General features: G+C 71.1%; 22 protein-coding genes, 1 tRNA gene and 1 pseudogene. 6 read left to right on the top strand and 18 right to left on the bottom strand.

The window, feature by feature from the left end; all coding sequences use genetic code 11:
* Positions 1 to 5: 5 nt before the first annotated feature.
* The 4 genes and pseudogenes from ACIF83_RS28820 to ACIF83_RS28805 all read right to left on the bottom strand — a co-directional run bounded on the left by ACIF83_RS28820 (position 6) and on the right by ACIF83_RS28805 (position 3,008).
* Entirely contained in the window at positions 6 to 968 is a 963-nt protein-coding gene (locus tag ACIF83_RS28820) for a DMT family transporter (RefSeq protein WP_393474186.1), read from the bottom strand.
* A gap of 177 nt (positions 969 to 1,145) precedes the next feature.
* Positions 1,146 to 1,241 (bottom strand): annotated as a pseudogene (locus ACIF83_RS28815) (DNA mismatch repair protein MutT); the annotation flags it as partial.
* A gap of 89 nt (positions 1,242 to 1,330) precedes the next feature.
* Positions 1,331 to 1,403, bottom strand: a tRNA-Lys gene (locus ACIF83_RS28810).
* Positions 1,404 to 1,490: 87 nt separating this feature from the next.
* Positions 1,491 to 3,008, bottom strand: a complete 1,518-nt coding sequence (locus tag ACIF83_RS28805) for an amino acid permease (protein WP_399731163.1) — start codon at positions 3,006 to 3,008, stop codon at positions 1,491 to 1,493.
* Positions 3,009 to 3,257: 249 nt separating this feature from the next.
* On the opposite strand from ACIF83_RS28805, the gene glgA reads away from it, so the two are divergent.
* Entirely contained in the window at positions 3,258 to 4,448 is a 1,191-nt protein-coding gene (gene glgA, locus ACIF83_RS28800; RefSeq protein ID WP_399731160.1) for a glycogen synthase, read from the top strand.
* A 444-nt stretch (positions 4,449 to 4,892) separates the two neighbouring features.
* Here the strand turns inward: glgA and ACIF83_RS28795 are convergent, their stop codons facing one another.
* From ACIF83_RS28795 to ACIF83_RS28760, 8 genes are all read right to left on the bottom strand, one after another.
* Positions 4,893 to 6,092 (bottom strand): low temperature requirement protein A, encoded by a 1,200-nt coding sequence (locus ACIF83_RS28795; protein ID WP_393474195.1) that lies wholly within the window; start codon positions 6,090 to 6,092, stop codon positions 4,893 to 4,895.
* Positions 6,093 to 6,130: 38 nt separating this feature from the next.
* Entirely contained in the window at positions 6,131 to 6,517 is a 387-nt protein-coding gene (locus tag ACIF83_RS28790) for a nuclear transport factor 2 family protein (RefSeq protein WP_393474198.1), read from the bottom strand.
* A 52-nt stretch (positions 6,518 to 6,569) separates the two neighbouring features.
* The gene (locus ACIF83_RS28785; protein WP_393474201.1) at positions 6,570 to 7,175 is read right to left on the bottom strand and encodes a DJ-1/PfpI family protein; all 606 of its coding nucleotides are present in this window, start codon (positions 7,173 to 7,175) and stop codon (positions 6,570 to 6,572) included.
* Positions 7,176 to 7,179: 4 nt separating this feature from the next.
* Positions 7,180 to 7,605, bottom strand: a complete 426-nt coding sequence (locus ACIF83_RS28780; protein WP_145885131.1) for an ester cyclase — start codon at positions 7,603 to 7,605, stop codon at positions 7,180 to 7,182.
* A gap of 94 nt (positions 7,606 to 7,699) precedes the next feature.
* Positions 7,700 to 9,208, bottom strand: a complete 1,509-nt coding sequence (gene mftG, locus ACIF83_RS28775) for a mycofactocin system GMC family oxidoreductase MftG (RefSeq protein ID WP_399731155.1) — start codon at positions 9,206 to 9,208, stop codon at positions 7,700 to 7,702.
* A 37-nt stretch (positions 9,209 to 9,245) separates the two neighbouring features.
* Positions 9,246 to 9,719, bottom strand: coding sequence for a VOC family protein (locus tag ACIF83_RS28770; protein WP_393474206.1), 474 nt, complete (start codon positions 9,717 to 9,719; stop codon positions 9,246 to 9,248).
* Positions 9,720 to 9,741: 22 nt separating this feature from the next.
* Positions 9,742 to 10,035, bottom strand: a complete 294-nt coding sequence (locus ACIF83_RS28765) for a putative quinol monooxygenase (RefSeq protein WP_393474208.1) — start codon at positions 10,033 to 10,035, stop codon at positions 9,742 to 9,744.
* Positions 10,036 to 10,066: 31 nt separating this feature from the next.
* Positions 10,067 to 10,774, bottom strand: a complete 708-nt coding sequence (locus ACIF83_RS28760; RefSeq protein WP_393474210.1) for a DJ-1/PfpI family protein — start codon at positions 10,772 to 10,774, stop codon at positions 10,067 to 10,069.
* A 298-nt stretch (positions 10,775 to 11,072) separates the two neighbouring features.
* On the opposite strand from ACIF83_RS28760, the gene ACIF83_RS28755 reads away from it, so the two are divergent.
* From ACIF83_RS28755 to ACIF83_RS28735, 5 genes are all read left to right on the top strand, one after another.
* On the top strand, positions 11,073 to 12,464 hold the full coding sequence (locus tag ACIF83_RS28755) for an MFS transporter (RefSeq protein ID WP_399731151.1): 1,392 nt from the start codon (positions 11,073 to 11,075) through the stop codon (positions 12,462 to 12,464).
* Between the two features lie 61 nt (positions 12,465 to 12,525).
* Positions 12,526 to 13,689, top strand: coding sequence for a ferritin-like protein (locus tag ACIF83_RS28750; RefSeq protein ID WP_393474216.1), 1,164 nt, complete (start codon positions 12,526 to 12,528; stop codon positions 13,687 to 13,689).
* Between the two features lie 22 nt (positions 13,690 to 13,711).
* Entirely contained in the window at positions 13,712 to 14,395 is a 684-nt protein-coding gene (locus tag ACIF83_RS28745) for a type 1 glutamine amidotransferase domain-containing protein (RefSeq protein ID WP_399731148.1), read from the top strand.
* Entirely contained in the window at positions 14,392 to 16,002 is a 1,611-nt protein-coding gene (locus ACIF83_RS28740; RefSeq protein WP_393474222.1) for an MFS transporter, read from the top strand. Before ACIF83_RS28745 ends, ACIF83_RS28740 begins: the two co-directional genes overlap by 4 nt.
* Complete coding sequence (locus ACIF83_RS28735; protein WP_393474225.1) at positions 16,002 to 16,970, top strand: aldo/keto reductase; 969 nt, start codon at positions 16,002 to 16,004, stop codon at positions 16,968 to 16,970. Before ACIF83_RS28740 ends, ACIF83_RS28735 begins: the two co-directional genes overlap by 1 nt.
* Before the next feature lie 13 nt (positions 16,971 to 16,983).
* Here ACIF83_RS28735 and ACIF83_RS28730 read toward each other — a convergent pair whose 3' ends face one another.
* The 6 genes from ACIF83_RS28730 to ACIF83_RS28705 all read right to left on the bottom strand — a co-directional run bounded on the left by ACIF83_RS28730 (position 16,984) and on the right by ACIF83_RS28705 (position 24,742).
* Complete coding sequence (locus ACIF83_RS28730; protein WP_399731144.1) at positions 16,984 to 17,901, bottom strand: NAD(P)/FAD-dependent oxidoreductase; 918 nt, start codon at positions 17,899 to 17,901, stop codon at positions 16,984 to 16,986.
* Between the two features lie 15 nt (positions 17,902 to 17,916).
* The gene (locus ACIF83_RS28725; protein WP_398140627.1) at positions 17,917 to 18,351 is read right to left on the bottom strand and encodes a CoA-binding protein; all 435 of its coding nucleotides are present in this window, start codon (positions 18,349 to 18,351) and stop codon (positions 17,917 to 17,919) included.
* Positions 18,348 to 20,582, bottom strand: a complete 2,235-nt coding sequence (gene glgB / locus ACIF83_RS28720; protein WP_399731140.1) for a 1,4-alpha-glucan branching protein GlgB — start codon at positions 20,580 to 20,582, stop codon at positions 18,348 to 18,350. The genes ACIF83_RS28725 and glgB overlap by 4 nt, the downstream gene beginning before the upstream one ends.
* Positions 20,579 to 22,621: a maltotransferase domain-containing protein gene (locus ACIF83_RS28715; RefSeq protein WP_399731221.1), complete on the bottom strand. Its 2,043-nt coding sequence runs from the start codon at positions 22,619 to 22,621 to the stop codon at positions 20,579 to 20,581. The genes glgB and ACIF83_RS28715 overlap by 4 nt, the downstream gene beginning before the upstream one ends.
* Before the next feature lie 70 nt (positions 22,622 to 22,691).
* On the bottom strand, positions 22,692 to 23,486 hold the full coding sequence (locus ACIF83_RS28710) for a MinD/ParA family protein (RefSeq protein ID WP_393474236.1): 795 nt from the start codon (positions 23,484 to 23,486) through the stop codon (positions 22,692 to 22,694).
* Between the two features lie 20 nt (positions 23,487 to 23,506).
* Positions 23,507 to 24,742, bottom strand: a complete 1,236-nt coding sequence (locus ACIF83_RS28705) for a PP2C family protein-serine/threonine phosphatase (RefSeq protein ID WP_393474239.1) — start codon at positions 24,740 to 24,742, stop codon at positions 23,507 to 23,509.

Raw genomic sequence — 24,742 nt, 5'->3', positions numbered from 1 at the left:
GGTGCCTACCGGCCCCGACTGCGGGCGCCCACGGGAACGGCCAGAAGAACCAGGCCCGAACCCAGGACGGCCAGCCCGCCCCAGGAGGCGGCCGGCAGGCGTTCGTCGAGGACGGTGACGCCCAGGACCGCGGCCACGGCGGGCTCGGCCAGGGTCAGCGAGGTGGCCACCGATGCCGGGGTGCGGCGCAGGCCGTACCCGAAGAGCCGGTAGGCCAGGTGGACGGTGAACACGGCGAGGTACACCGCGACCGCCGCGCCCCGGGTGGAGGCGAGCCACCCTGTACCGGCGAACACGACGAGCGGCAGGACGAGCAGCCCGGCCGCGCCGAACAGCACACCCATCACCGCGCCGGACGGGTGCCCGCGGGTGATGAGCCTGCCGCCGATCAACGAGTAGACGGCGTACGACAGTCCGGCGCACGCGGCGAGGACGACGCCCGTCGGATCCATCGGCGTGGCACGGCCGGTCAGCTCGGGCCCCAGCACCAGGAGGGTGCAGCCGAGCACCGCGGCCACGGTGGCGCCGGTCCAGCGTGCGGTCGGCCGGGCCTGTCCGGTGATCCAGGACAGCAGTCCGGCGAAGACCGGCGCGCTGCCCAGCGCGATCACGGTGGCCACGGCCACGCCGGTCCGGGCCACCGCCGGATAGAAGGTGACCGGATAACCCGCCACCGCCGGCGCGCCGAGGGCGAGCAGCCACCGCTCGGCGCGCGTGCAGGAGGCGGGCAGCGAACGGGCGCCGCGCGAGGTGAGGAACAGCAGGATGCCGCCGAGGGCGAGCCCGGCGCAGCCGATGGCCGCCGCCGGTGCGCCGGCCGGCGCCAGCGAACTGGCGGTCCCGGTCGTGCCCCACAGCACGGCCGAGATCAGGATGGGAGCGGGGCCACCGAGAAGCCCCGTGCGAGAAGGACGCGGGCCGGGGGCGGCCGGGCGCGCGGGAGTCAGAGGGGTGGTGCGGTTCGGCACGGTCGTGAACTTCCGTCGTCGAATGTCGTCTGGGACTGGATCCGAAACGGGCGCACGACAGGCCCCCCTCGCCGCCCTGCGGGTCGGCCGGGGCCAGGAGTCAAACCGTCAGTGTCCGCGCCCGGTCAGGCGCAGAGCGGCGGCAGAACGACGTGCCAGTAGGAGTTCACCCCGCGATGGTACCTGCCTGCGGACCTGGGCCAACTCGGCGTCCTGGCCGCGCCGGAGGAGGACGACGCGGTCCGTGGCCTTGTCGTGGACGATGACGGCGATGCCCGAGAACGACGCAGCGCCCGAGCCGGCCGAAGCCGACCCGGGCGCTGCGTAGCAGGTCAGAGGGGATCAACCCTCCCCCGCAGCCGTAGGCCCTGTGGGACTCGAACCCACAACCAATGGATTAAAAGTCCACTGCTCTGCCAATTGAGCTAAGGGCCCAGGCGATGTTGCTCGTCCGAGCATAGCCGGACGAGGCCGTGTCGCCGATCGGGTATCGAGGACGCGGCCGCGTCGGGAGGGTGAAGGTTACCTTTCGACCAGTTCGGGGGACCGGGTGCGGGCCGGATCGAGGAACCAGTGGCGGGCCGAGGCCAGCCACCACGTGGCGGCGAAGCCCAGGACGACCAGGACGGCGACCGGGGCGTAGTTGAAGGTCTTCCAGGTGACCGGGGAGACCTGGGGGAGCATGAAGAGGATCGTGATCACCACGACCCAGGTGACGGACACGATGCCGATCGGGACCGACCAACGGCCCAGGTGCCAGGGACCGCGCTCGAAGGCCTCGCCCTTGCGCACGCGCAGGAGGGTCGGGATGACGTAGGCGATGTAGAGGCCGATCACCGCGATCGAGGTCACCGCCGCGTAGGCCGTGGAGTTGATGAGGTACGGAAGTCCGAGGACGAGGGCGCCGAATGCAGCCAGCCAGACCGCGGCCACGGGGGTGCGGGTGCGGGGGCTGACCGTGTGCCAGATGCGCGAGAAGGGCAGCGCGCCGTCGCGGGAGAAGGCGTAGATCATGCGGCTGTTGGCGGTGACCGAGGCCATCCCGCAGAAGAGCTGGGCGCCGATCACGACCAGCAGCAACAGTTTGCCGGTCGTCGCTCCCAGGGCGTCCAGGAGGATCTGGGCGGGGGGCGCGCCGGTCGGGGACGCCAGCTCCTTGTCGTAGGACTGGATGGCGAAGGTGAAGCCGAGCAGGAGGACGAAGCCGGCTATCCAGGAGGTCCAGATCGAGCGGACGATGCCCTTCGGGCCCGCCGTGGACGCGTCGTGGGTCTCCTCCGTCATGTGGGCGGAGGCGTCGTAGCCCGTGAAGGTGTACTGGGCCATGAGGAGGCCCAGCAGGACCACGTAGAGGCCGCTGCCCCAGCCCGTCCCGTTGACGAACTTCGTGAAGACGAAGGACGCCGACTGGTGGTGGTCGGGGATGAGGGCGAGGGTACCGACGATCACCGCGACTCCCAGGACGTGCCACCACACGCTCACACTGTTCAGGAACGCGACGATGCGGACGCCGAAGGTGTTCAGCAGGCCGTGCAGCAGCAGGATGGCCGCGAACAGCAGCACCGTGCGGCCGGGAGTCACGACGAAGCCGAACTGGAGGTTCAGGTAGGCGCCGAGGAAGGACGCCGCGCCGAAGTCGATGCCCGCCGTCACCGCCACCTGGCCCAGCACGTTGAACCAGCCCGTGAACCACGCCCAGGCCGCCGCCGAACGCGGGGGCGCGAGGCGGTGGGCCCAGAAGTACAGGCCCGCCGAGGTCGGATAGGCGGAGCAGATCTCGGCCATCGAGAGGCCCACGAACAGGGTCATCAGGCCGACCGCCACCCAGCCCCAGGTGATCACCGCGGGGCCGCCGGTGACCATGCCGAAGAGGTACAGGGTGAGACAGCCGGACAGGACCGAGATGATCGTGAAGGACACGGCGTAGTTCGAGAACGCCGACATGCGGCGGGCGAGGACCTGGGTGTAACCGAGCTGGGCCAGCCGTTCCTCGTCGGACAGCCCGGCCGCTCCCGTGCTCGCTCTTGCGTCATCTGTCATGTCCCCAGCGATTCCCTCTCAGATGGCGTGACATGCGCCACACCCGTCTCGCTCTAGCGTGGATTCGGGGTCCGCGGCCTCCGAAGCCGACCCCCGTCGTCGCGAGGCCGCGGATTCCCTGGTCACACCGGGCACCACCAGGCACAGACCTGCCCCTTCCCGCGCTCCGCCCCGCGCCTCCCTCTCGGAGACCGGGCCTCGGCATGCACGGAAACCGCCGCTCACGGCCGCAGACGTCAGGAAGTACGGATGAACACACGTGTGGATCTGCTCACCAAGGAATTCCCGCCCGCCGTCTACGGCGGAGCCGGTGTGCACGTCACGGAACTCGCCCGGCAGCTGCGCGCCCTGGTGGACCTGCGGGTGCGCTGCTTCGGCGAGCCGCGCCCGGAGCCGGGGGTGTCGGCGTACCGGGAACCGCATCTGAAGGACGGCGCCAGCCCCGTACTGCGCACCCTCGCCACGAACATCGAGATGGGCGCCGGCTGCGAGGGAGCCGACCTGGTGCACAGCCACACCTGGTACGCGAACTCCGCGGGCCAGCTGGCCCGGACGCTGTACGGCATCCCGCACGTGGTGACCACGCACAGCCTCGAACCCCTGCGGCCGTGGAAAGCGGAGCAGCTGGGGGGCGGCTACCGGCTGTCCTCGCTGGTGGAACGCACCGCCGTGACGACGGCGGACGCGGTGATCGCCGTGTCGCACGGAATGCGCGAGGACGTCCTGCGCGTGTATCCGGAGGTCGACCCGGAGCGGGTCCACGTCGTGCACAACGGCATCGACACCGAGGTGCACCGGCCGGACCCGGGCACGGCCGCGCTGGAGCGGTACGGCATCGACCCGGACCGGCCGATCGTGCTCTTCGTGGGGCGGGTGACCCGGCAGAAGGGGCTGCCCCATCTGCTGTGCGCCGCCTTCGAGTTGGACCCCGCGGCCCAGCTGGTGCTGTGCTGCGGGCAGCCGGACACCCCGGAGATCGCGGCCGAGACGGCCGCGCTGGTCGACGAGTTGCGGCGGAGCAGAGGGGGTGTCGTGCGCATCGACGGCATGCTCGACACGGTCTCGCTGCGGCAACTGCTCACCCATGCGTGTGTGTTCGTGTGTCCTTCGCTGTACGAGCCGATGGGCATCGTCAATCTGGAGGCGATGGCCTGCGGTACGGCCGTGGTGGCCACCGCCACCGGGGGGATACCGGAGGTGGTGGACGACGGGGTGACCGGTCTGCTCGTGCCGGTCGAGCAGGAGCGGGACGGTACCGGGACCCCGCTGGATCCCAAGCGGTTCGCGTCCGAGTTCGCCGCTGCGGTGAACCGGTTGCTCGGGGAGCCGGAGCGAGCGCGGGCGATGGGGGAGGCGGGGCGGGTGCGGGCCCGGGAGCGGTTCTCGTGGCGGGCGGCAGCCGAGAGGGTGTTGGACGTCTATCGGGGGGTGCTGGTCTGACGAGCGGTGCGGGTGGGTGGACACCTGCCACCCGGCCTCCGGCCGGGTTCGGGTTCCCACCCGCACCACCCGTGCAGCAATCGTCGTCGGGTGCGGGTGGCCCTGGTGGGGTGGGCTCGCCGTCGGCGGGTGCGGGTGGCGTGGTGCCCTCGTGCGGCGAACGCGCCGTCGCCGGGCGCGAGTAGCAGGGCAACCTCGTGCAGCGAACCCACCGCCACCGGACACGAGAAGCCGGGCAACCTCGTGCAGCGAACCCACCGCCACCGGACACGAGAAGCCGGGCAACCTCGTGCAGCGAACCCACCGCCACCGGACACGAGAGGCCGGGCAGCCTCGTGCGGTCAGCTCGTCGTCCGCGGGTGTGGGTGAGGGGTCTTCGGGGACGAGGGCAGCCCGAGGAAGGGGCGCCGGGGGCCGCCCTCCTCGGGCTGGGGTGGGGTGGTTTCAGGCGTTGTGCAGCTTGTCGGGTACCGCCGGTGCTCGGGTCTCGATCAGGATCTGGCAGGACAGGCCCACCACCAGCACCGCTTCCAGGAGCAATGCCGGCAGATCTCCGCCGGCCACGCCGAACAGCGTGAACACCGCTGCCAGACCGAGGCGGGACCAGGCGCGCAGGTCGCCCCGCACGCCCACGTTGGTCAGATGGATGCCGCCCACCCCGAGCAGGAACACGGCCATGCCGAAGCACAGCACCGGACCGCCGGCCAGGGCCGCGTGGCCGTGGCCGCGGGCGTTGGCCGCCTGTGCGGCGAGCAGTCCGCCGACACCGGTCACGGTGATGCCGCCGTGCACGAAGAGGTGCCCGTAGACGTACGCCTGGCCGGTCAGCCGCCACTTGCGCAGCGGCGAGGCGTCGACGTGGTCGAAGACCAGCCACCACTGGCAGGCGGCGATCAGGAAGGAGCCCGCCACCACGGCGAGGGTTTCGGGCCGCAGCCCGCTGGCGGCTATCCCGGTCGCGTTGAGGGCCACGACCTCCCCCAGCACGATGATGGTGAACAGGCCGAACCGCTCCGGGATGTGCGAGGCGTTGAACGGCACCCGGGCCACCGCCGAGGAGGACAGGATGGGCGTGAGCAGCTCCGCCAGCAGGCCCGCGGCCCACAGGGCGTAGCAGTAGGGGGCCGGCAGGAGGGCCGACGCTCCCCAGACCGTGGCGCCGAGACCGTAGCCCTGGAGGAAGCGGCGGGTCAGGGTGCGGGCCCGGGGCACGTGGTAGTGGGCCCGCAGGTAGAGGCCCAGCAGGATCAGGCGTACGAGGAAGTAGCCGAGGGCGAAGCGCTTCGCCCCGGCGGTGCCCGTGAAGGCCTGGGGTACGGCCACCGACACCGACAGGACCGACATCATCGCGATGATCATGATGAGCCGGTAGATCCGGTCGTCGTTGTCGAACCGGTCGGCATAGAAGGAGTAGCCGACCCAGGCCCACCAGATCGGGACGAACAGCGCCCCGAAGCGGAGCACCCCCGCCCAGGTCGGGGCGTGCAGCAGGACCTCGGTCAGCTCCGCGACGGCCACCACGAAGACCAGGTCGAAGAACAGCTCCAGGGGCGAGGCGGCCCGGTGGTGCCCCTCCTCCGGCACCCTGAGCCGCACCCGCCCCCGGTGCAGGCGCACCTTGCCGGTGTACGTGCCGCGCGCCACGCCCGCCTCCGGCGCGCCCGCCACCCCCCGCACGCCGATCAGCCCCCGGCGACCTGGGTGTGGGCGTCGTCGTGGTAGCCCTTGATCTCGGTGATCAGGCCGTCGTCGCCGACCCGGAAGGTGTCGATGCCGCGGTCCTCGACGATCCCGCCGTCCTTCTTGTGGGCGGTGATGTGGAAGGTGAACGCGGCCTCGTCCCCGGTGATCACCAGGTCGGTGACGCGGAACTCCACGCGGTCGATGACCTCGAAGACACCGTCGAAGAAGGCGGTCACCGCGGCCCGGCCACGGCCCGCGGGCCCGCCGACCGGCTCGTACTGGACCACGTCCTCGGCGAGCAGGGCGGCGAACCGCTCCCGGTCCTGCTTCGTGAAACTCTCCGCGTACCCCTCGACGGCGGCGCGGATCTGCTGCTGCTCTGGCATGACACTTCTCCGTACATGGTTGCGTGGGTACGTGGATGTGGGGGCGTCGGAGTCAGACGGCCGCCTCGATCTCGCGCACGAAGGCGGCCATGAACTCCCCCGTCACCTGCGGGTGCTTGGCCGTGATCAGATCGCCGTCGATCACCAGGTCCGCGGTCCCGTTGCCCGCGTAGACGATCTCGGCGCCGGCGTTCTCCACATCGCAGACGATGTTGTGGGCGCAGGTCACCCTGCGGCCCGCCAGCAGGGCGCGGTCGGCGCACAGCAGCCACAGCGAGTGGCAGATGGTGCCCACCTTGAAGCCCGGCGCGGCCATCGCGGCGCGCAGGAACTCCACGGCGGGCGCCTTGTTGCGGCTGCCCGGCCCCGGCACCTCGACCTGGTAGCGCAGCCGGTCCATGGCGTAGGCGCCGATCAGGATCACGCCCGCGTAGTCGGCCAGGTCCAGCGAGCCCACCTCGATGGTGACGGTGACGTGCTCCTCGACATAGCCGTTGTCGGGGTTGCTGCCGAAGGACAGCGAGGGCTGGCCCCACAGGTGCGAGACGTAGTCGACGGCGTAGCCCTGCGCGGGGAAGTACGCGTTGAAGTCGCGGAACTCCGACGGGTCGAAGTGCTCCTCGATCAGGACCGCGATCCGGCCCTTGGGCGCCGGCACCGGTTCACGCTCCCAGGCCGAGCGGGCCGAGCAGCTGGCGCGGGTCGAAGAAGGCGTGGACCTCCTTGATGCGCCCCTCCTCGATCCGGAAGATGTTCGCGCCGCGGACCGTGATGTGCTCGCCGGTGGGCGCCGCGCCCATGAACACACCGTCGTGGGTGCCGGTGATGGTGAAGGACGCCGCGACCTTGTCCCCCTGCTCCAGCAGCTCGTCGATGGTGAAGACACGGTCCGGGAAACCGCCGTACCAGCGCAGCGCGAACTCCTTGTACGCCGGCAGGCCGTGGATGCCGTCCGGGGAGATCGGGTTGTCGAACACCACGTCGGGGGCGAGGATCTCGTCCGCGATCTTCAGGTCGCCCGGGGCGGTCAGGAACTGCTCGTAGTACGTCCGGACGAGCTTGGAGCCCTCGTCGGAAGGTTCGGCCATGGGTCAACTCCTTTGGCTTCATGGGGTTACCGGGTCCGGACCGCCCGGGACTGCGCCGGCGGTCCGGACCCGGCCGGGTGGTCCGGGCGTGCGCTCAGGCGTCCGCGAGGAACCACTCGGCGGCGCGCTCGCCGATGACGTAGCAGGTCAGGTTGGGGTTGGCGCTGACGTGCGTGGGCATCACGGAGGCGTCGACCACGCTCAGGTTCTCGAGACCGTGCACCCGCAGCCGCTGGTCCACGACCGCGCTCTCGTCGCTGCTCGGGCCCATCTTCGTGGTGCCGACCGGGTGCCACAGGGTGGCGGAGTTCTCCCGGATGTACTGCAGCAGCAGGGCGTCGTCGTTCACCTGGCGCTGCGTCAGCTTCTCGGACAGACCGCTGGAGAGGTCGCGGATCTGCTTGGAGTTGGCGATGTCCCAGGCCTGCCGGACCCCGTCCAGGGCGATCCTGCGGTCGGCGTCGGTGCCGTAGGAGTTGAGGAAGATGTCCGGCTGCACCGTGGGGTCGGCGCTGCTGAGCGAGACCCGGCCACGGCACTCCGGCTTCTGCAGCACGCTCATCACGCTGATCGGCCGGTGGGTGACCTCGACATAGCGGCTGACGAAGTACATCTGCATGTCGTTGAAGTTCTGCGAGCCCGGGTTGGTGTACCGGACCAGGACCTGGACGTCCGGGTCGTCCGGGTCGGTGACGCCGCCCCTGGGCAGCAGGCCCACCGTGATCTGCTGGTGCTCGATCAGGTTCTCACCGACGTTCGGCTGGTCGAGGACGACCTCGATGCCGAGGGCGCGCAGCTGCTCCTTCGGGCCGACGCCGGAACGCAGCAGGATCGCGGGCGAGTTGAGGGCACCGGCGGAGAGCGTGACATGGTCGGCGCTGATCTTCTCCAGCCGGCCGCCGGTCTCCACCTCGACGCCGACCGCCCTGGTGCCCTCGAAGAGCACCCGGTGCACGGTCGCGCCCGAGCGGATGGTGAGGTTCTTCCGCCTGCGGGCCTCGGTGAGGTAGGCGACGGCGGTCGAGATCCGCAGGTCGCCGCGGCGGTTCATGGGGATCATGCCGACACCGGTGGACTCCGGGTCGTTGTGGTCCTCGACGTAGCCGAAGCCCTGGTCGATGCAGGCCTCCAGGTAGGCCGCCTGGAACGGCACCAGCTGGTCCCGGGTGTGCCGGACGATCGGGGTGGGGCCGCCCTTGCCGTGGAACGGGCCGTCGAAGTCCTGGTCGTCCTCGATCCGGCGGAAGTACGGGAGGAGTTCGTTCCACGACCACGAGTCGTTGCCCAGCTGGGCCCACTCGTCGTAGTCCGCCGGGATGCCACGCAGCGCGATGGCGCCGTTGACGGCCGAGCAGCCGCCGGCCACCTTGCCGCGGGCGTACGTCAGCGAACGGCCCGGCACGGCCTCGGCCGTGTAGCCCCAGTCGTGGTCCTCCACGGACACGGTCCGCGCGTTCGTGATGTCGCCGGGGATCTGGGAGACGTCCGCCCAGTCGGGTCCGGCTTCGAGGAGCAGGACGTTGACGCCGGGGTCCTCGGTGAGTCGGCTCGCGAGCACGGCACCCGAGGAGCCCGCGCCGACGACTATGTGGTCATACTTCATGGGTTCTCCCTCTCCGAACCGCTACCGGGGTCCGGGTTCACAGACCCGGGAACTCATCGGTCTCGATCCAGGTCTCGATGGCCGGCTTCTCCGCGAGATCGACGTACTCGTACCGGACCCCCAGGGCGTCGGGCTCCGTGATGATCCAGCCCGGGGTGGCGCCCTCCGCGCTCCGGGAGGCCGCTTCGACGGCGATCCCCTCGGCCTGGAGGGCCTCGAGCCGGCCTTCCATGTCCGGCTCCCACAGCCCCAGATAGAGAATCCGGCCCTCCTTGGCGGACGAGAAGATCCCCTCGTCCCCGTCGGACTCGATCAACTCGTAGTACGGCGGGCCCTGTTTCGAGAAGGCCACATGCACGACCTGCTCGTGCGGGTGCGGATCCTCGAGTCGCGGATTCGTCACGTGCGCGGGCTTGGTGAATTCGAGCCCGTGTATCCGCGAGTAGTATTCGATCGCCGCCTCCAGATCGGGCACGACCACACCGATGTGGAAGTAGGGCTGCTCGCTCATCTCCGCTCCCTGAATTTCCCGTTCACTGGTCGACCGGGTCGTACGCGTCGAGCTGCGGCGGCTGCGCGAGGTACGTCAGCATTTCCGGGACGATTTCCTTGAGGTATTCCTTGGCGCTGTGCTCGGCGAGAGCCGCGTCGTCCACGTACTGCTCGACGACCAGATACCGGCGGGGCGTGGTCCGGTGGCGTACGAACTCGAACACCGGGGTGCCGGGCTCGTTCTCCCTGACCTGCTTCACCAGGAGCTTGAGCACCCTCTCGAAGGGCTCCTCACTGCCCTCGGCGACGTCCAGGACGGTGGTGCACGTGATCACTGGTCCTCCAGTCTGCTCGGCCGGCGGGGTGTCAGTGCAGCGGCGGCAGCAGGATGTCCGCGGTCTCGTCCTGGATCTTGGCCTCGGCCTCGGGGTATCCGAACAGCTCGGTGCCCACCGGGCCGAACAGGGCGTGGCCCTCGGCGGCGCGGGTGTCGAACCACATCGACATCTCCCGGCCGACCTCGTCGCCGAACAGGTGGTTGACCATCGCGAGGGTGCCGGCGTTGATCGACGCGGCACCGGCGGTGGTCCAGATGCGGTCCTCCGGCGCGCCGAGCCACATCCGGCGCGGCTCCACGACGTTGGCGCCCTCCTCCTTGAGCCGGCGGGAGATGGGCGGGCTGCAGGTCACCGGGGTCTTGCCGAGGATTCCGGCACGCTGCAGGATGCCGACGCCGACGCAGTTGGCGCCGATGAACTTGCCGTTGACGTGGTGGTGCCGGATCGTGTCGAGGATCCGCTCGTTCTTCGTGGCGACACCGGAGCCGCGGCCACCCGGGATGTACAGCACGTCGTAGAGGTCGTCGTCCTGGAGCACCGCGTGCGGCTCGACCTTCGCGCCCATCTGCATGGTGACCGGACCCTCTTCCAGGGCCACCAGCTTGACCTCGATGTCCTCGCCGGTCGTTTCCTTCAGATAGACCGCGACACCGATCAGGATCTCCCAGGGAATGATGGTGTCCGACTCGCTGCAGCGGTCGTACGCGAGCACTCCGATGCTCTTGATCTCAGTCATGGAATCCTTCTCCGCTCCACTCCGGATTACCGGCCCGCGGCATTCGCCCAATGTTCGGGCGCTGCACGGAATTTCCGGTCTCTGGTGGCGAAGCTAGCGCGCCCCGGAATATCCTCAGAGCCTCCCGCGGCTACTTCCTGAACTCGGCGGCGCTTTCCGATCCGCACGGTTCGCAGCCGCATCCGGCACGACGGTCGGAGCTGCGGCGACGGCTGCCGACCGCACGCGCATCAGGCCGAGTTCACGAAGTCCATCCGGGTTTCTGGCCGCCCGCACGCGGGCCGGGAAGCCTGGCGCCATGACTTCTGAGAGCTCTGAGCTGCTGACTCGGCCGGCCGGCGAGAGCCGGCGGGCACGGCGGAGCACGCGCACGGCGGGTCGCTTCGCGGGCATCGTCGTGGGCAACTTCCTGGTCCTGCTCGACGCCTCCATCCTGAACGTGGCGGTGCCGGACCTGCGTGACGATCTGCACGCCTCGGCAAGTGCGCTGCCGTGGACGGTGGACGCGTACACCGTGGTGTTCGCCGGTCTGATGCTGGCCGCCGGTTCCATCGCGGACCGCTGGGGACCGCGCCGGATCTACCGCGCGGCCCTGATCTCGTTCGGCGTCGTCTCGGCGCTGTGCGCGGCGGCGGACTCCGCCGGGCTGCTCATCGCCGGACGTGCGCTGCTGGGCGTCGCCGCGGCGGGGCTGGTGCCCGCCTCGCTGGCCCTGCTCGCCGGGCTGTATCCGGACCCCGCCAAACGCTCCCGCGCCGTCGGTGCCTGGGCGGCGATCAGCGCGCTCGGTCTGGTCTCGGGACCCGTGCTCGGCGGTGCCCTGGTCGCCCTCGGCGGCTGGCAGCTGGTCTTCCTCGTCAACCCGCCGATCGCGCTGATCACCGTGGTCCTGGCGCGGAACCTGTCGGCCGACCGGCCCGCCACCCACCGGCCGATCGACTACCCGGGCCTGCTGCTGTCCGTCGTCGGCCTGGGCTCACTCACCTTCGGCCTGGTCGACGGCGGCACCGACGGCTGGGCGCGTGCCGTGCCGGTGGCCGCCATCGCGATCGCCGTGCTGGCCTTCGTCGCGCTCGCCTTCGTGGAACGCCGCGCCCAGGACCCGGCACTGCCCCCGGCGCTGCTCTCGCTGTCCCGGGTGCGAGCCGACCTGGTGGCCGGCTCCGCCGCCTCGTTCGCCTTCTACGGGCTGCTGTTCGCGATGACCCAGTGGATGGTCGAGGAACGGGAGATGTCGGCGCTCCAGACCGGGCTCGCGTTCCTGCCCATGACGCTGCCGCTCGCGGTGCTGCCGTTCTTCACCGGCCGCCTGGTCGCGAAGATCGGAACCCGGCCGCTGGTCCTCTTCGGTCTCTCCGCCGGTGCCCTCTCCGGCCTGATCCTGTCCTTCTCGGGGACCGAGACCCCCCTCGCGCTCCTCGTCGCGGCCCAGCTGGCCCTCGCCCTGTGCGCCACCACGTCGATCCCGGCCTCGACCGCCGACATGGCGACGGCCGCGCCGCAGCGCTTCGCCGCCACCGCCCAGGGGGCGCTGAACGCCTCCCGCCAGGCCGGCTCGGCGCTGGGCGTCGCCGTACTCGGGACGCTGGTCTCGATGCACCGGATCGGCCTCGCCGTCCTCGTGCTCGGCCTCGGCTCGCTGCTCCTGGTGGGCCTGCTCAGCCGGGCGAAGGCCACGCAGGACGCCTGAACGACCGGGCGGCACACACCCCTTCCCCTCGCCCGACCCACCCGATGAAAGGAAGCGAGCCATGACCACCGCCCAGGACGAGCCCGTCAAGGCCCCGGTCCGGCGCAACGTCGCCTGGATCCGCTCCGCACTCCAGACGGCGATCGAGCTGGAGCACTCCACCCTGCCCATCTACACCTCGGCGATGCTCTCGCTGGAGGTGCAGAACTTCACCAGCTACAACACGATCCGCAGTGTGCTGATGGAGGAGATGGTGCACATGTCCATCGCCGCCAACATGCTCGCCGCGATCGGCGGCCGGCCCAGGATCAAGGACCTCGACCCGAAGTTCCCGTCGCACGGCCTGCCCGGCGGTGTGGAGCCGGACCTGCACATCGGCCTCGCCAGGCTCTCCAAGCCGCAGCTGCGCAACTTCATGCGGCTCGAGGCCCCGCTCTTCCTGCTGCCGGAGGAGTACGGCCACGAGGACTTCCCGACCATCGGCAAGCTCTACGCCCAGATCAAGGACGCCATCGTCGCCAACGCCGCCGAGCTCCGCGCCGCCGTGCAGGGCGGCGGGGTGGCCAACCAGGTCGGCGACAACATCGGCTTCAAGACCATCGTGCCGACGCCGGGGGTCGACCCGGTGGACCAGCTGCTCGAGGGCATCGACGAGATCCTGCAGCAGGGGGAGGGCGCGGCCAGCGGGACGATCCGGGCCGGCGCCGCCTACCAGCACGAGGAGTCCCACTACGGGAAGTTCGCGGAACTCTGGTACGGGCGCACCTACCGTGAGCCCGAGCCGGCGGTCGAGCTGACTCCCGAGACCGAGGCCGTGCACTTCCAGGGCGCGAAGATCGACTGGCCCTCGGTGATCAACACCCTCGCGGTCCCGGCGGACGGCTACGACAAGCTGCTGGCCGAGGACCCGGACGGCAAGGAGATCACGGAGGCGCTGCTCGTCTTCGACCAGGACTACACCGACATGATGGCCCACCTCGACGCGATGTGGAACGGCGATCCCGAGCAGCAGTGGCCGACCTTCGGCGAGGCGGTCCACAACATGATGAAGCTGCGGGTGTTCTCCTCCTTCACCTTCATGCAGCGCCAGATCCCGCCCGCGCTCGTCGACGACCTGCCGCGCCTGTACCCGGCCGAGTTCGGCTTCCTGCACAACTACACCGACCTCGACCGGCCGGTGTTCTACGGCCCCCGTTTCCGCAACCTCGCCGCTCCCCAGGCCTGACGCCCCCCTCAGGAGATCGACCATGTCCCGTACGAAGACGATCCTCATCGTCCTCACCAGCCACGCGGAGCTGGGTGACACCGGCCGCTCCACCGGCTACTACATGCCCGAAGTCGCCCACCCCTGGCAGGTGTTCAGCGAGGCCGGCCACCGCGTCGACCTCGCGTCGGTGCGCGGCGGCCGCCCCCCGGCCTCCGGCGTCGACCTGAACGACAGGGTCCAGAAGGCCTTCCTGGAGGACCCGGAGATGAGGGCGAAGCTGGCCGACACGCTCCGCGTCGGGGACGTGGACCCGGCCGGCTACGACGCGGTCTTCTTCGCGGGCGGCCACGGCACCATGTGGGACTTCCCCGGCGATCCGGCCCTGGCCGCGCTCGCCCGGGACGTCTACGAGGCGGGCGGTGTGGTCGCGGCGCTCTGCCACGGCCCGGCGGCGCTGGTCGGGGTGCGGCTCTCCGACGGCCGCCCGCTGGTCGAGGGCAAGCGGCTGACCGGGTTCAGCAACGCCGAGGAGGCCGCGATGGGCCTGACCGACATCGTTCCCTTCGCGCTCCAGACCGCCCTGGAGGAGCTGGGCGGCAAGCACGAGAGCGCCCCCGAGTTCGCCGCCCACGCGGTGACCGACGGCCGCCTGGTCACGGGACAGAACCCGGCCTCGGCCACGGACACGGCCGTGGCGACGGTCCTGGCCCTGGCGTCCGCATGACGTCACCGACGACCGGGGAGGCGGTCGGGGCAGCCGATCCGTACGCGCCCCTCGCCGCCGCACCCACAGGCCGCGCCCGCTGGTTCGTCCTCGCCGTCGGACTCACCTGTACCTTCCTGGTCGTCGGCGGCGTGTCCATCGCCAACCTCGCGATGCCGTCCCTCCAGGAGACCCTGCACGTCGGGTTCGGGGCCGTGCAGTTCGTGGTGGCCGGGTACGGGCTGGTGTACGCCGTCTTCCTGATCACGGGCGGCCGGCTCGGCGACGTACTGGGCCGGCGCCGCGTGCTGCTCGCCGGTCTGGTGCTGTTCACCGCCGCCGTGCTGGTCAGCGGCCTCGCGCCCAACGCGCCCGTGCTCATCGGCGCCCGCCTGGTGCAGGGCTTCGGCGCCGCGCTGATCTACCCGCAGATCCTGTCGATCATCCAGGACACCTTCGAGGGCGCCGAACGCAACTTCGCGCTCGGCCTGTTCGGCGCCACCATCGGCGTCGCCATCGTCGTCGGCCAGCTCGTCGGCGGCGCGCTGATCCAGCTCAACCTGGCGGGGCTGGCCTGGCGCCCCGCGTTCCTGGTGCTGGTCCCGCTCGGCACCGCCGCGCTGCTCACCGGCCGCCGGGTCATGGCCCGGGACGAACCCGCCGGCCGCCCCCACATCGACCTCGCCGGCACCGGCCTGCTCGGCGGCGCCCTGCTGCTGCTCGTGCTGCCGCTGCTGATCGGTCCCGGCGTGGGCTGGGCCTGGTGGACCTGGGTGATGTTCGCCGCCGCCGTCCCCGGGTTCACCCTGTTCATCCGGTACGAGCAGCGCCTGGACCGGACCGGCCGCACCCCGCTGCTGCGCCCGTCCCTGTTCCGGCAGCGGGCGTTCGGCGTGGGCATCGCGATCGGCGTCCTGTACTTCATCACCATCGTCGGCCTCGCCGTCTACACCTCACTGACCTTCCAGGTCGGCCTCGGACTCGACCCGCTGCAGGCGGGGCTCGCGTTCGCCCCGGTCGGCATCGCGTTCTTCGCCTCGTCCCTGGTGGTGCCCCGGCTCGTCCCACGACTCGGCCGGTCCGTGCTGGTGCTCGGGCACGTGCTGCTGCTCGGCGGTCTGATCGCCGCGTGGGCCACCGTGCACGGCGCCGGCTCCGGCCTGTCGGCGGTCGAGCTGGCCCTGCCGCTGCTGCTGATCGGCACGGCCCAGGGCCTGACGATGTCCCCGCTGATCGGTGTCGTCCTGACCGGTATCCGTCCCTCCGACAAGGGCTCCGCCTCGGGTGCCCTGACCACCGCGTTCCAGATCGGCCAGGCTCTCGGGGTGGCCGGGATCGGTACGGTCTTCTCCGTCCTGGGCGCCCGCCCGGGCGCGGCCACAGCGTCAAGCCGTTACCAAGTCGCCTATCAATCAGCCCTGTTGCTCATGGCGGCGCTTACGCTGGTGTCGTTCGTCCTGGTCTATGCACTTCCGAACCCGCACGACAGCCGGCCCCACCACCACTTCCTGTGGGTGCGGCACGGCCGGCGGACCGGGCTCGCGCACGCGTTCTACCTGCTGACCGGCGGCCATGCGGTGGGCCGCCGGCTCAGCCACTGGTTCCATCACCACGAAGGGAAACACTGATGCGTCAGGTCGCTCTGGGCAGCCAGGGTCTGCAGGTCTCCGCACAGGGACTCGGCTGCATGGGCATGAGCCAGTCGTACGGAGTCGGCAACGACGAGGAGTCGATCAGGACCATCCACCGGGCCCTCGATCTGGGCGTCACCCTGATCGACACGGCCAACGTGTATGGGGCGACCGGCCTGTACGGCGTGGGCGCAAACGAGAAGCTGGTCGGGTACGCGCTGCGGGAGCGCCGGGACGAGGTGACCCTCGCCACGAAGTGCGGCATCGTCGACGTGAAGCCCGGTGCGGGCATGCTGCTGCAGGCCGACCCGGACTACATCCGCCGCTGCATCGACGAGTCGCTGGAGCGCCTCGGCGTGGACCACGTCGACCTCTACTACCTGCACCGGGTGGACCCGAAGACGCCCATCGAGGAGTCCATCGGCACCATGGCGGAGCTGGTGCAGGCCGGCAAGGTCCGCTACATCGGCGTCTCCGAGGTGTCCGCGGACGAACTGGAGCGCGCCCACGCCGTGCACCCGATCACCGCCGTGCAGAGCGAGTACTCGCTGTGGAGCCGCGAGATCGAGGCCGAGGTCCTGCCCGCCGCCCGCCGGCTGGGCATCGGCGTGGTCCCGTTCTCCCCGCTCGGCCGGGGCTTCCTCACCGGCGCGGTCACCAGCCGGGACACCATGGCCTCGAACGACATGCGCCGCAACCTGCCGCGGTTCTCGCAGGACAACCTGGACGCCAACCAGAAGGTCGTCGACGTGATCCGGGAGATCGCCGCCGCCCGCGACGTGCTGCCCGGCCAGATCGCGCTGGCCTGGGTGCACGCGCAGGGCGCCGACATCGTTCCGATCCCGGGCACCAAGCGGATCAGCTACCTGGAGCAGAACACGGCCGCCGCGGACATCGCGCTGACCGCCGACGACCTGTCCCGCCTGGCCGAGGCGGCCGCCCAGATCCAGGGCGCCCGCCGCTGACCCGCCCCCGTGCTCAGTCCGCCTTCAGCTCCGGCGGATGCAGGAAGTAGTTGGCGGCCGACGCCGCCTGCGCTCCCTCGTGGACGGCGGCCGTCACCTGGTGGGAGTGCAACGCGGTGAGGTCGCCGGCCGCGTAGACGCCCGGCACGCTGGTCTTCTGCTCGGAATCCACCTCGACATATCCGGTGGCGGCGAGCCGGACGCCCAGCTGCCGGGCGAGCGTGGTCTCGGGGGTGGCGCCCTGGATGGAGAACAGCGCGTCCAGCTCCAGCCGCCGACCCTCGCGGGTCAGCACGGCTGAAAGCATCCCGTCCGCGCCCTCGACCTCCCCGATCCGGTCGTGCACCACCGGGATGCCGGCGCGCTCCAGACGACGGCGGAACTTCGGACTGATCTCGTCGCTACCGCTGTTGGTCAGCACCCGCACCCGCTCGGTGAGGCTGTGCAGCTGCATGGCCTCACCGGCGGCCGCGTCGGTGTGCCCGACGACCAGGATGCTCCGCCCCCGGTTCTCGTACCCGTCGCAGGTGATGCACCAGAACATCGACCGGCCGACGTACGACTCCCAGCCCTCGAAGTGGGGGAAGTGGTCGAGGACGCCGGTGGCCAGCACCAGCGCCCGGGACCGCCAGGCGTGCCCCTGGGAGCGGACCGTGAAGCCCCGCTCGGCATCGCCCTCGGCGTGCGTGACCAGGTGGTGCAGGACCCGGGCGTTGGCGTAGCGGCCGAGCTGCTCCCGGCCGAGCTTCCGCAGGTCGACGGTGGGGATGCCCTCGGGGAAGCCGAGGTAGTTGTGGTTGGTCTGGTGGTGCGTCGAGCGCCCGTGGCCGGTGTCGAAGATCAGGACCTCGCGGTTGTAGCGGGCCAGGTAGAGCGCCGCGGACAGACCGGCCGGGCCGCCCCCCACGACGATGGTGTCGACGAGCCTCATGCGTCCGTCCCCTTCTCAAGTCGTCCGGCTCAGTGCCCCGGCCAGCTCCAGCTCCGCGTACACCGCCCCGAGGCAGCGGTTCATGACCACGCGCAGGCCGCCCGCCTCGGCGATGTCGCGCGCCTCGTCGGAGACGATGCCGAGCTGCAGCCACAGGGCCCGCGCCCCGATCTCCAGGGCCTGCCGGGCCACGGCGGGGGTCTTGGGCGCCGGCCGGAACACGTCGACGATGTCGACCGGTTCGCCGATGTCGAGCAGCGTGGCGAAGGCCGGCCGGCCCAGCACCTCGCGGTGGTGCGGGTTGACCGGGATGACGTTGAAGCCCTTGCCCTGGAGGTAGGCCGGGATCTCGTGCGCGGCCTTGCCGGGCTCCGCCGAGGCGCCCACCACGGCGATCGTGCGGGCCCCGCCGAGGATGCGCCGGTACTCGTCCCACAGGTAGTCGCTCACGCGTACGTCCCCTCTTCGTGTCGTTCCCCGCCCGCGGCCCAGCGCCGCGGCCGCAGCCAGATGACGCCCAGGGGCGGCAGAGTGACCTCGGCGCTCCACCCCTGGCCCTGCCAGGGGACCGGACCGGCCTGCAGCGGCTCGGAGTTGACCACGCCCGAGCCGCCGTAGCGGTCCGCGTCGGTGTTGAGGATCTCGGTCCACTCACCGCCGGCGGGCAGGCCGATGCGGTAGCCGTGGCGCACGCTCGGCTGGAAGTGGTGCACGCACACCAGGGGGGTGCCGTCGGCGTCGTGACGGACGAAGGAGTACACGTTGTCCTCGGCCGCGTCCGCGTCCAGCCAGCGGAATCCCTCGGGGGCGGCGTCCAGGTCCCAAAGGGCGGGGAGCCCGAGATAGTGCGCGTTGAGGTCGCGCACCAGGTCGCGCACGCCCGCATGGGGAGCGTGGCCGAGCGCCGCCCAGTCCAGCCCCGTGTCGTGCGACCACTCGCTCGACTGGGCGAACTCCTGCCCCATGAAGAGCAGATGCTTGCCGGGAAAGCCCCACATGAAGGCCAGATAGGCCCGCACGCCCGCGAACCTCTGCCAGGGGTCACCGGGCATCTTCCCGAGCAACGAGCCCTTGCCGTGCACCACTTCGTCGTGGCTGATCGGCAGCAGGTGGTTCTCCGCGTAGGCGTACACCATGGGGAAGGTCAGCGCGTGGTGGTGGTACTGCCGGTGCACGGGGTCCTTGCCCATGTAGACCAGGGAGTCGTGCATCCAGCCCATGTTCCACTTGAACCCGAAGCCGAGCCCGCCGTGGTCGGTGCGCCGGGTCACGCCCTCCCAGGCGGTGGACTCCTCGGCGATGGTGACCACCCCGGGGCAGCTGCGGTAGACGGCGGCGTTCATCTCCTGCAGGAACTCCACCGCCTCCAGGTGCTCCCGGCCGCCGTACGCGTTGGGCAGCCAGCCGCCCTCGGGGCGCGAGTAGTCGAGGTAGAGCATGGAGGCGACGGCATCCACCCTGAGGCCGTCGATGTGGAACTCGGTGCACCAGTACAGGGCGTTGGCGACCAGGAAGTTGCGCACCTGCTCGCGTCCGTAGTCGAAGACGAGGGTTCCCCAGTCGGGGTGTTCGCCGCGCCGCGGGTCGGGGTGCTCGTACAGGGCGGCGCCGTCGAACCGGGCCAGCGCCCAGTCGTCCTTCGGGAAGTGGGCCGGCACCCAGTCGAGGATCACGCCGATGTCCGCCCGGTGCAGCGCGTCGACCAGGTACCGGAAGTCGTCGGGGGTGCCGAGCGCGGCCATGGGCGCGTAGTACGAGGTGACCTGGTAGCCCCAGGAGCCACGGAACGGGTGCTCGGCGACGGGCAGGAACTCCACATGGGTGAAGCCCAGCGCCTTGACGTAGCCGGGCAGTTCGGTGGCCAGCTGCCGGTAGGTCCGGCCCGGCCGCCAGGAGCCGAGGTGCAGTTCGTACACGCTCATCGGCGCCCGCTCGGCGCGCCGCCGGCCGCGTGCCGCCATCCATTCGGCATCCGTCCACCGGTGGCGGGAGGCGAAGACGACGGAGGCGGTGCCGGGCGCGGCCTCCGCGGAGCGGGCGAGCGGATCGGCCTTCTGCCGCCAGGTGCCGTCGGGTCCGAGGATCTCGAACTTGTACCGGCACCCGTCGCCGACGCCCGGCACGAACAGCTCCCACACGCCGGAGGCGCCCAGCGACCGCATGGGGTGCCCGGTGCCGTCCCAGTGGTTGAAGTCCCCGACGACCCGGACGGCGCGGGCGTTCGGCGCCCAGACCGCGAACGCGGTGCCGGTGACGGAACGGTGCTCGCGCACCTGGGCACCCAGTACCGTCCACAGCCGCTCGTGCCGGCCCTCGGCGATCAGGTACAGGTCCAGCTCCCCCGGCACGGGCGGGAAGCGGTACGGGTCGTCCGTCTCGCAGTCGCACTCGGCGTACCGCACCCGCAGCCGGTAGTCGGACCTGTCGTCGGGCAGCAGCCCGGCGAAGACGCCGCCGCCCTCGTGGCGCAGCTCGGCCAGGACCTCCCCGGCCGGGCCGATCGCCCACACCGCCTCCGCGAGCGGCTTGAGAACGCGCAGGGTCACACCCTCGGGTCCCTGGTGCGGACCGAGCAGTGCGTGCGGATCGCTCGACTCGCCGGTGGTCAGGCGTTTGAGGTCGGTGGCCGGCAGCCGTGCGGGGGCCGTCCGGACGGGGTGGGGGGAAACCGGCGGGTTCACGAGAGGTGCGTCCTGTCCGTGATGATGTGGGCGACCTGGTGCTCCGGATCGAGGCGTACGTAGTTCTCGCGGCCCCAGCGGTACGTCTCGCCGGACAGCGCGTCGTGCGCGTCGAAGGTGTCGGCGCGGTCGAGGCCGAGGGCCGGCAGGTCGAGATGGACCGTCGCCTCCCGCACGCTGTGCGGATCGAGGTTGAGGACCACCAGCACCCAGTCGTCCCCGACCCGCTTGGAGAAGCAGACCACCGCGTCGTTGTCCGCCCGGTGGAAGCGCAGGTTGCGCAGCTGGTGCAGGGCGGGGTGGTCGCGGCGCAGCCGGTTGAGCGTGGTGATCAGCGGGGCGAGGGTGTCGCCGGAGGCGTCCGCCGCCTTCCAGTCCCTGGGCCGGTACTGGTACTTCTCCGAGTCGAGGTACTCCTCGCTGCCGGGTCCGGCGGGCACGTTCTCGTACAGCTCGTAGCCCGCGTAGACCCCCCAGGTCGGGGCCGCCGTCGCGGCGAGCACGGCGCGCACCGCGAAGGCCGCGCGGCCGCCGTACTGCAGGAAGGCGTTGAGGATGTCCGGGGTGTTCACGAAGAGGTTCGGCCGCAGATAGGCCGCGCTCTCCTCGCCGCCGAGCCCGGCCAGTTCGGAGAGGTAGGACTCGACCTCCTCCTTGGAGTTGCGCCAGGTGAAGTACGTGTACGACTGGTGGAAGCCGACCCGGGCCAGGCTGTGCATCATCGCGGGACGGGTGAACGCCTCGGCGAGGAAGAGCACGTCGGGGTCGGTGGAGTGCACGTCCTCGATGAGCCGCTCCCAGAACCAGACAGGCTTGGTGTGCGGGTTGTCCACGCGGAAGATCCGCACGCCGTGGGCCATCCAGTGGCGCAGCACGCGCAGGCACTCCGCGTACAGCCCCTCGGGCTCGGTGTCGAAGTCGAGGGGATAGATGTCCTGGTATTTCTTCGGCGGGTTCTCGGCGTAGGCGATCGAGCCGTCGAGCCGGTGCCGGAACCACTCCGGGTGCTCGGTGACCCAGGGGTGGTCCGGTGAGCACTGCAGCGCGAAGTCGAGCGCCACCTCCAGGCCGAGTTCGGCGGCCCGGGCGACGAAGTGGTCGAAGTCGTCCAGGGTGCCGAGGTCCGGGTGGACGGCGTCGTGGCCGCCGTCCGCGGAGCCGATCGCCCACGGCGATCCCGGGTCGTGCGGGCCCGCGGCCAGGGTGTTGCCGCGGCCCTTGCGGTGGGTGGTGCCGATGGGATGGACGGGCGGCAGGTACACCACGTCGAAGCCCATCGCGGCGACGGCCTCCAGCCGCTCCGCCGCGGTGCGCAGGGTCCCCGAGCGGGGCGGCTCCAGCACGCCCTCGGCATTCACCGTGGCCGGCACGGCCCCCTCGGAGCGCGGGAAGAACTCGTACCAGGACCCGGACAGCGCCCGCTCCCGGTCGACGCGCAGCGGCAGCTCCTCGGAGCAGGTCACCAGCTCGCGCAGCGGATGAGCGGCCAGGATGCCGGTCACCTCGGCGTCGAGTGCGGCGGTGAGCCGGTCGTCGGGGGCGAGTCTGCCGTCCAGAAGCCGGTCGCGCGCCGTCTCGAGCACCTCACGGGCCCGCTCCGGAGCGCCGGCCGGCAGCTTGTGCAGCGCCCGCTCCAGCAACAGCGCCCCCTCCGCCAGGACCAGCTCCACGTCGATCCGGGCCGGGACCTTGATGCGTGCGGTGTGCCGCCAGGTGGCCAGGGGATCGGTCCACGCCTCGACCCGGTACGTCCACTCGCCCTCCCGGCCGGCCGAGACCTGCGCGGCGTACCGGTCGGTGCCGGGGGCCAGCAGCCGCATGGGCGTCCAGGGTCCGGGCACACCGTCCGGACCGGTCAGGACGACGTTCGCGGCGACCGCGTCGTGTCCCTCCCGGAAGACGGTGGCGGACACCTCGAACAGCTCGCCCGGCACGGCACGGACGGGGCGGCGGCCCGCGTCCACCTGGGGGCGGACGTCCCGCACGGGTATCCGGCCGACGGTGGGGGCCGGCCGACGGACGTCGGGCTTGCCTTGCATGGTCATGCCTCCTGGCACCGAAGTACGGTCGTGGACCCGGATGTTGCGCCGGATGTTGCGCGGACCGGGGTCAGGGCAGGGAATGGGGATGCGGCGCGGGCCGGCGCAGCGCCGTGGTCCCGTTGCTCACGTCGGCGATGATGCGGCGGTAACCGGCCACCAGCGGGTGGTGCGGATAGGCCGTGCTGAACAGCCGCTCGCCGGCCAGTGACGCCATCTCGGGGGCGTAGGGCAGCGCCACGGTGATCGGGGTGCCGAAGGCGTTCTCCACCTTCGCGCGCAACGGCTCCGGTGCCGTTCCGGCCGGCACCTGGTTCACCGCCACGCTCAGCTGCCCGCAGCCGAGGCGACCGGCGAGCGACATCGTCTCGGCGGCACCCGCCATGTCCAGCCGGTCCGCCCGGGTGACCACCACCAGGGCGTCCGAGCTGGCCATCGAGGTGACCGTCTCGTTGTTGAACCCGGCGTGGGTGTCGAGGAGCAGCACGTCGAGGGCGAGCGAGTCGATCAGCCGGTCGAAGCCCTCGCGGAGCAGCCCGACGTCGTAGCCCCGCCCCATGATCTCGTTGATGCCCGCGGCCCGGCTGCGGGCCGGCACCACGAAGAAGCCGTCGTGCCCGGCGTCCGCCTCCGCGGCGTAGGCGGCGTCCTCGATCTCGCAGCGCCCGATCAGGTAGTCGCTCAGGGAGCGCCGGACCGTGCCGAGCGCGTCGCCGAACATGACGTCCAGGGCAGGCGTCTGGATGTCGGTGTCCACCAGTGCGACCCGGTGTCCGGAGGAGGCCAGCAGCACCGCCAGGTTGGCGGCCGTGCTGGACTTCCCCGTACCGCCCCGGTACGAGTGCACGGTGATGATCTGCGACATGGTCTCCACCCGGGATTCCGTCAGGAGGCGCGTCGGTGCACGGCCATCATGGTGATGTCGTCCGACTGCTCGGCGGGGCCGACGAACTCGTTGAGCACGCCGTCCATGTGGTCGAGGAGTTCCTCGCCGCGCACCGCCGCCTCGGCCAGCTGCTTGAGCATCAGGTCGTTCCCGAAGAACCGTCCCGTCCCGGAGCGCGCCTCGGTGACCCCGTCCGTGTAGATGAAGAGGGTGTCGCCCGGGCTGATCTGCGCGTAGCCCAGCGAGAAGGTGACGTCGGGGATGACGCCGACGGCCGGCCCGGTGGGCTCCAGGAGCACCGGCTCGGAGCCGTCGGCACTGACCAGGACCGGCGGGTTGTGGCCGCCGTTGATGTAGACGAGGTTGCCGGTGACCGGGTCGAGGACACCGAAGAACAGGGTGGCGAAGTAGCCCTGTCTGATGTGGTTGCGGGTCAGGTAGTTGTTGGTGCCCACCACCGCGTTCAGCAGCGGGGTGGCTCCCACGACGGGGATCGCGCGGGTCTGCTCCTCCCAGACGGTGGACTCGTTCAGCACGTCGGCGGCGATCAGGTTCTGCAGCCCGCTCTGCTCGGCGGTGTGCCGCAGCAGGCTGCGGATCAGCGCCATGAACAGGGCGGCACCCACGCCCTTGTCGCAGACGTCGGCCACCACGAGGGCCAGCCTGCGCCGGTTGACCAGTTCGAAGACGTCGTAGAAGTCCCCGGCGACGGTCCGGGCCGGCCGGAAGCGGACGTCGATCTCCCAGCCGTCGGGGCTGGGCAGGGCGTCCGGCAGGAACCCGAGCTGGATCTCCCGGCCGATCTCCAGCTCCCGCTCGTAGCTGAGCAGTTCGGCGTGGGCGGCCACGTCCTCCAGGGTGCGGCTGAACTCGGCGCGCTCATGGCAGTTGCGCAGCCGGGCACGGACCAGCTCGGGATGGAACGGCGGTACGAGGTAGTCGGAGCCGGCCTGGACGTGCCCGCCGAGCAAGTGCAGGTCGTGGTCGGCGAACGCCACGACGGTCGGCTGCCGTCCCTCGTCGTCCAGCCGCCGTACGACCGCTCTCACCGTGGCCGGTGCGAGCCGGGCGGAGACGAGCAGCACCTCGGTCTCGCCCAGCTCGCCCGGCGCCAGTACGAGCGCCTCGCCCGGGGTACGGCGGCGGACCTCGAACCGCAGCGCCTCCAGCGTGGCCAGCAACTCGGCCGGGGCCTGACGGTGTTCGTCAAGGAGCAGCACCTTCGTGTGTGACAT

Origin of the sequence: Streptomyces sp. NPDC085866 (assembly GCF_044541035.1) — a bacterium.
Classification (GTDB): Bacteria; Actinomycetota; Actinomycetes; order Streptomycetales; family Streptomycetaceae; genus Streptomyces.
The sequence above is the reverse complement of the archived record's forward strand: the minus strand, read 5'-3'. Positions and strand labels throughout refer to the sequence as shown.

What these genes read in the sequence shown, in the direction of transcription:
- ACIF83_RS28755 (WP_399731151.1), top strand. Translation starts at nt 11,073, where the DNA reads ATGACTTCTGAGAGCTCTGAGCTGCTGACTCGGCCGGCCGGCGAGAGC.
- ACIF83_RS28805 (WP_399731163.1), bottom strand. Translation starts at nt 3,008, where the DNA reads ATGACAGATGACGCAAGAGCGAGCACGGGAGCGGCCGGGCTGTCCGAC.
- ACIF83_RS28790 (WP_393474198.1), bottom strand. Translation starts at nt 6,517, where the DNA reads ATGCCAGAGCAGCAGCAGATCCGCGCCGCCGTCGAGGGGTACGCGGAG.
- ACIF83_RS28770 (WP_393474206.1), bottom strand. Translation starts at nt 9,719, where the DNA reads ATGAGCGAGCAGCCCTACTTCCACATCGGTGTGGTCGTGCCCGATCTG.
- ACIF83_RS28710 (WP_393474236.1), bottom strand. Translation starts at nt 23,486, where the DNA reads ATGTCGCAGATCATCACCGTGCACTCGTACCGGGGCGGTACGGGGAAG.
- ACIF83_RS28735 (WP_393474225.1), top strand. Translation starts at nt 16,002, where the DNA reads ATGCGTCAGGTCGCTCTGGGCAGCCAGGGTCTGCAGGTCTCCGCACAG.
- ACIF83_RS28705 (WP_393474239.1), bottom strand. Translation starts at nt 24,742, where the DNA reads ATGTCACACACGAAGGTGCTGCTCCTTGACGAACACCGTCAGGCCCCG.
- glgA (WP_399731160.1), top strand. Translation starts at nt 3,258, where the DNA reads ATGAACACACGTGTGGATCTGCTCACCAAGGAATTCCCGCCCGCCGTC.
- ACIF83_RS28760 (WP_393474210.1), bottom strand. Translation starts at nt 10,774, where the DNA reads ATGACTGAGATCAAGAGCATCGGAGTGCTCGCGTACGACCGCTGCAGC.
- mftG (WP_399731155.1), bottom strand. Translation starts at nt 9,208, where the DNA reads ATGAAGTATGACCACATAGTCGTCGGCGCGGGCTCCTCGGGTGCCGTG.
- ACIF83_RS28740 (WP_393474222.1), top strand. Translation starts at nt 14,392, where the DNA reads ATGACGTCACCGACGACCGGGGAGGCGGTCGGGGCAGCCGATCCGTAC.
- ACIF83_RS28730 (WP_399731144.1), bottom strand. Translation starts at nt 17,901, where the DNA reads ATGAGGCTCGTCGACACCATCGTCGTGGGGGGCGGCCCGGCCGGTCTG.
- ACIF83_RS28745 (WP_399731148.1), top strand. Translation starts at nt 13,712, where the DNA reads ATGTCCCGTACGAAGACGATCCTCATCGTCCTCACCAGCCACGCGGAG.
- ACIF83_RS28715 (WP_399731221.1), bottom strand. Translation starts at nt 22,621, where the DNA reads ATGCAAGGCAAGCCCGACGTCCGTCGGCCGGCCCCCACCGTCGGCCGG.
- ACIF83_RS28750 (WP_393474216.1), top strand. Translation starts at nt 12,526, where the DNA reads ATGACCACCGCCCAGGACGAGCCCGTCAAGGCCCCGGTCCGGCGCAAC.
- ACIF83_RS28780 (WP_145885131.1), bottom strand. Translation starts at nt 7,605, where the DNA reads ATGGCCGAACCTTCCGACGAGGGCTCCAAGCTCGTCCGGACGTACTAC.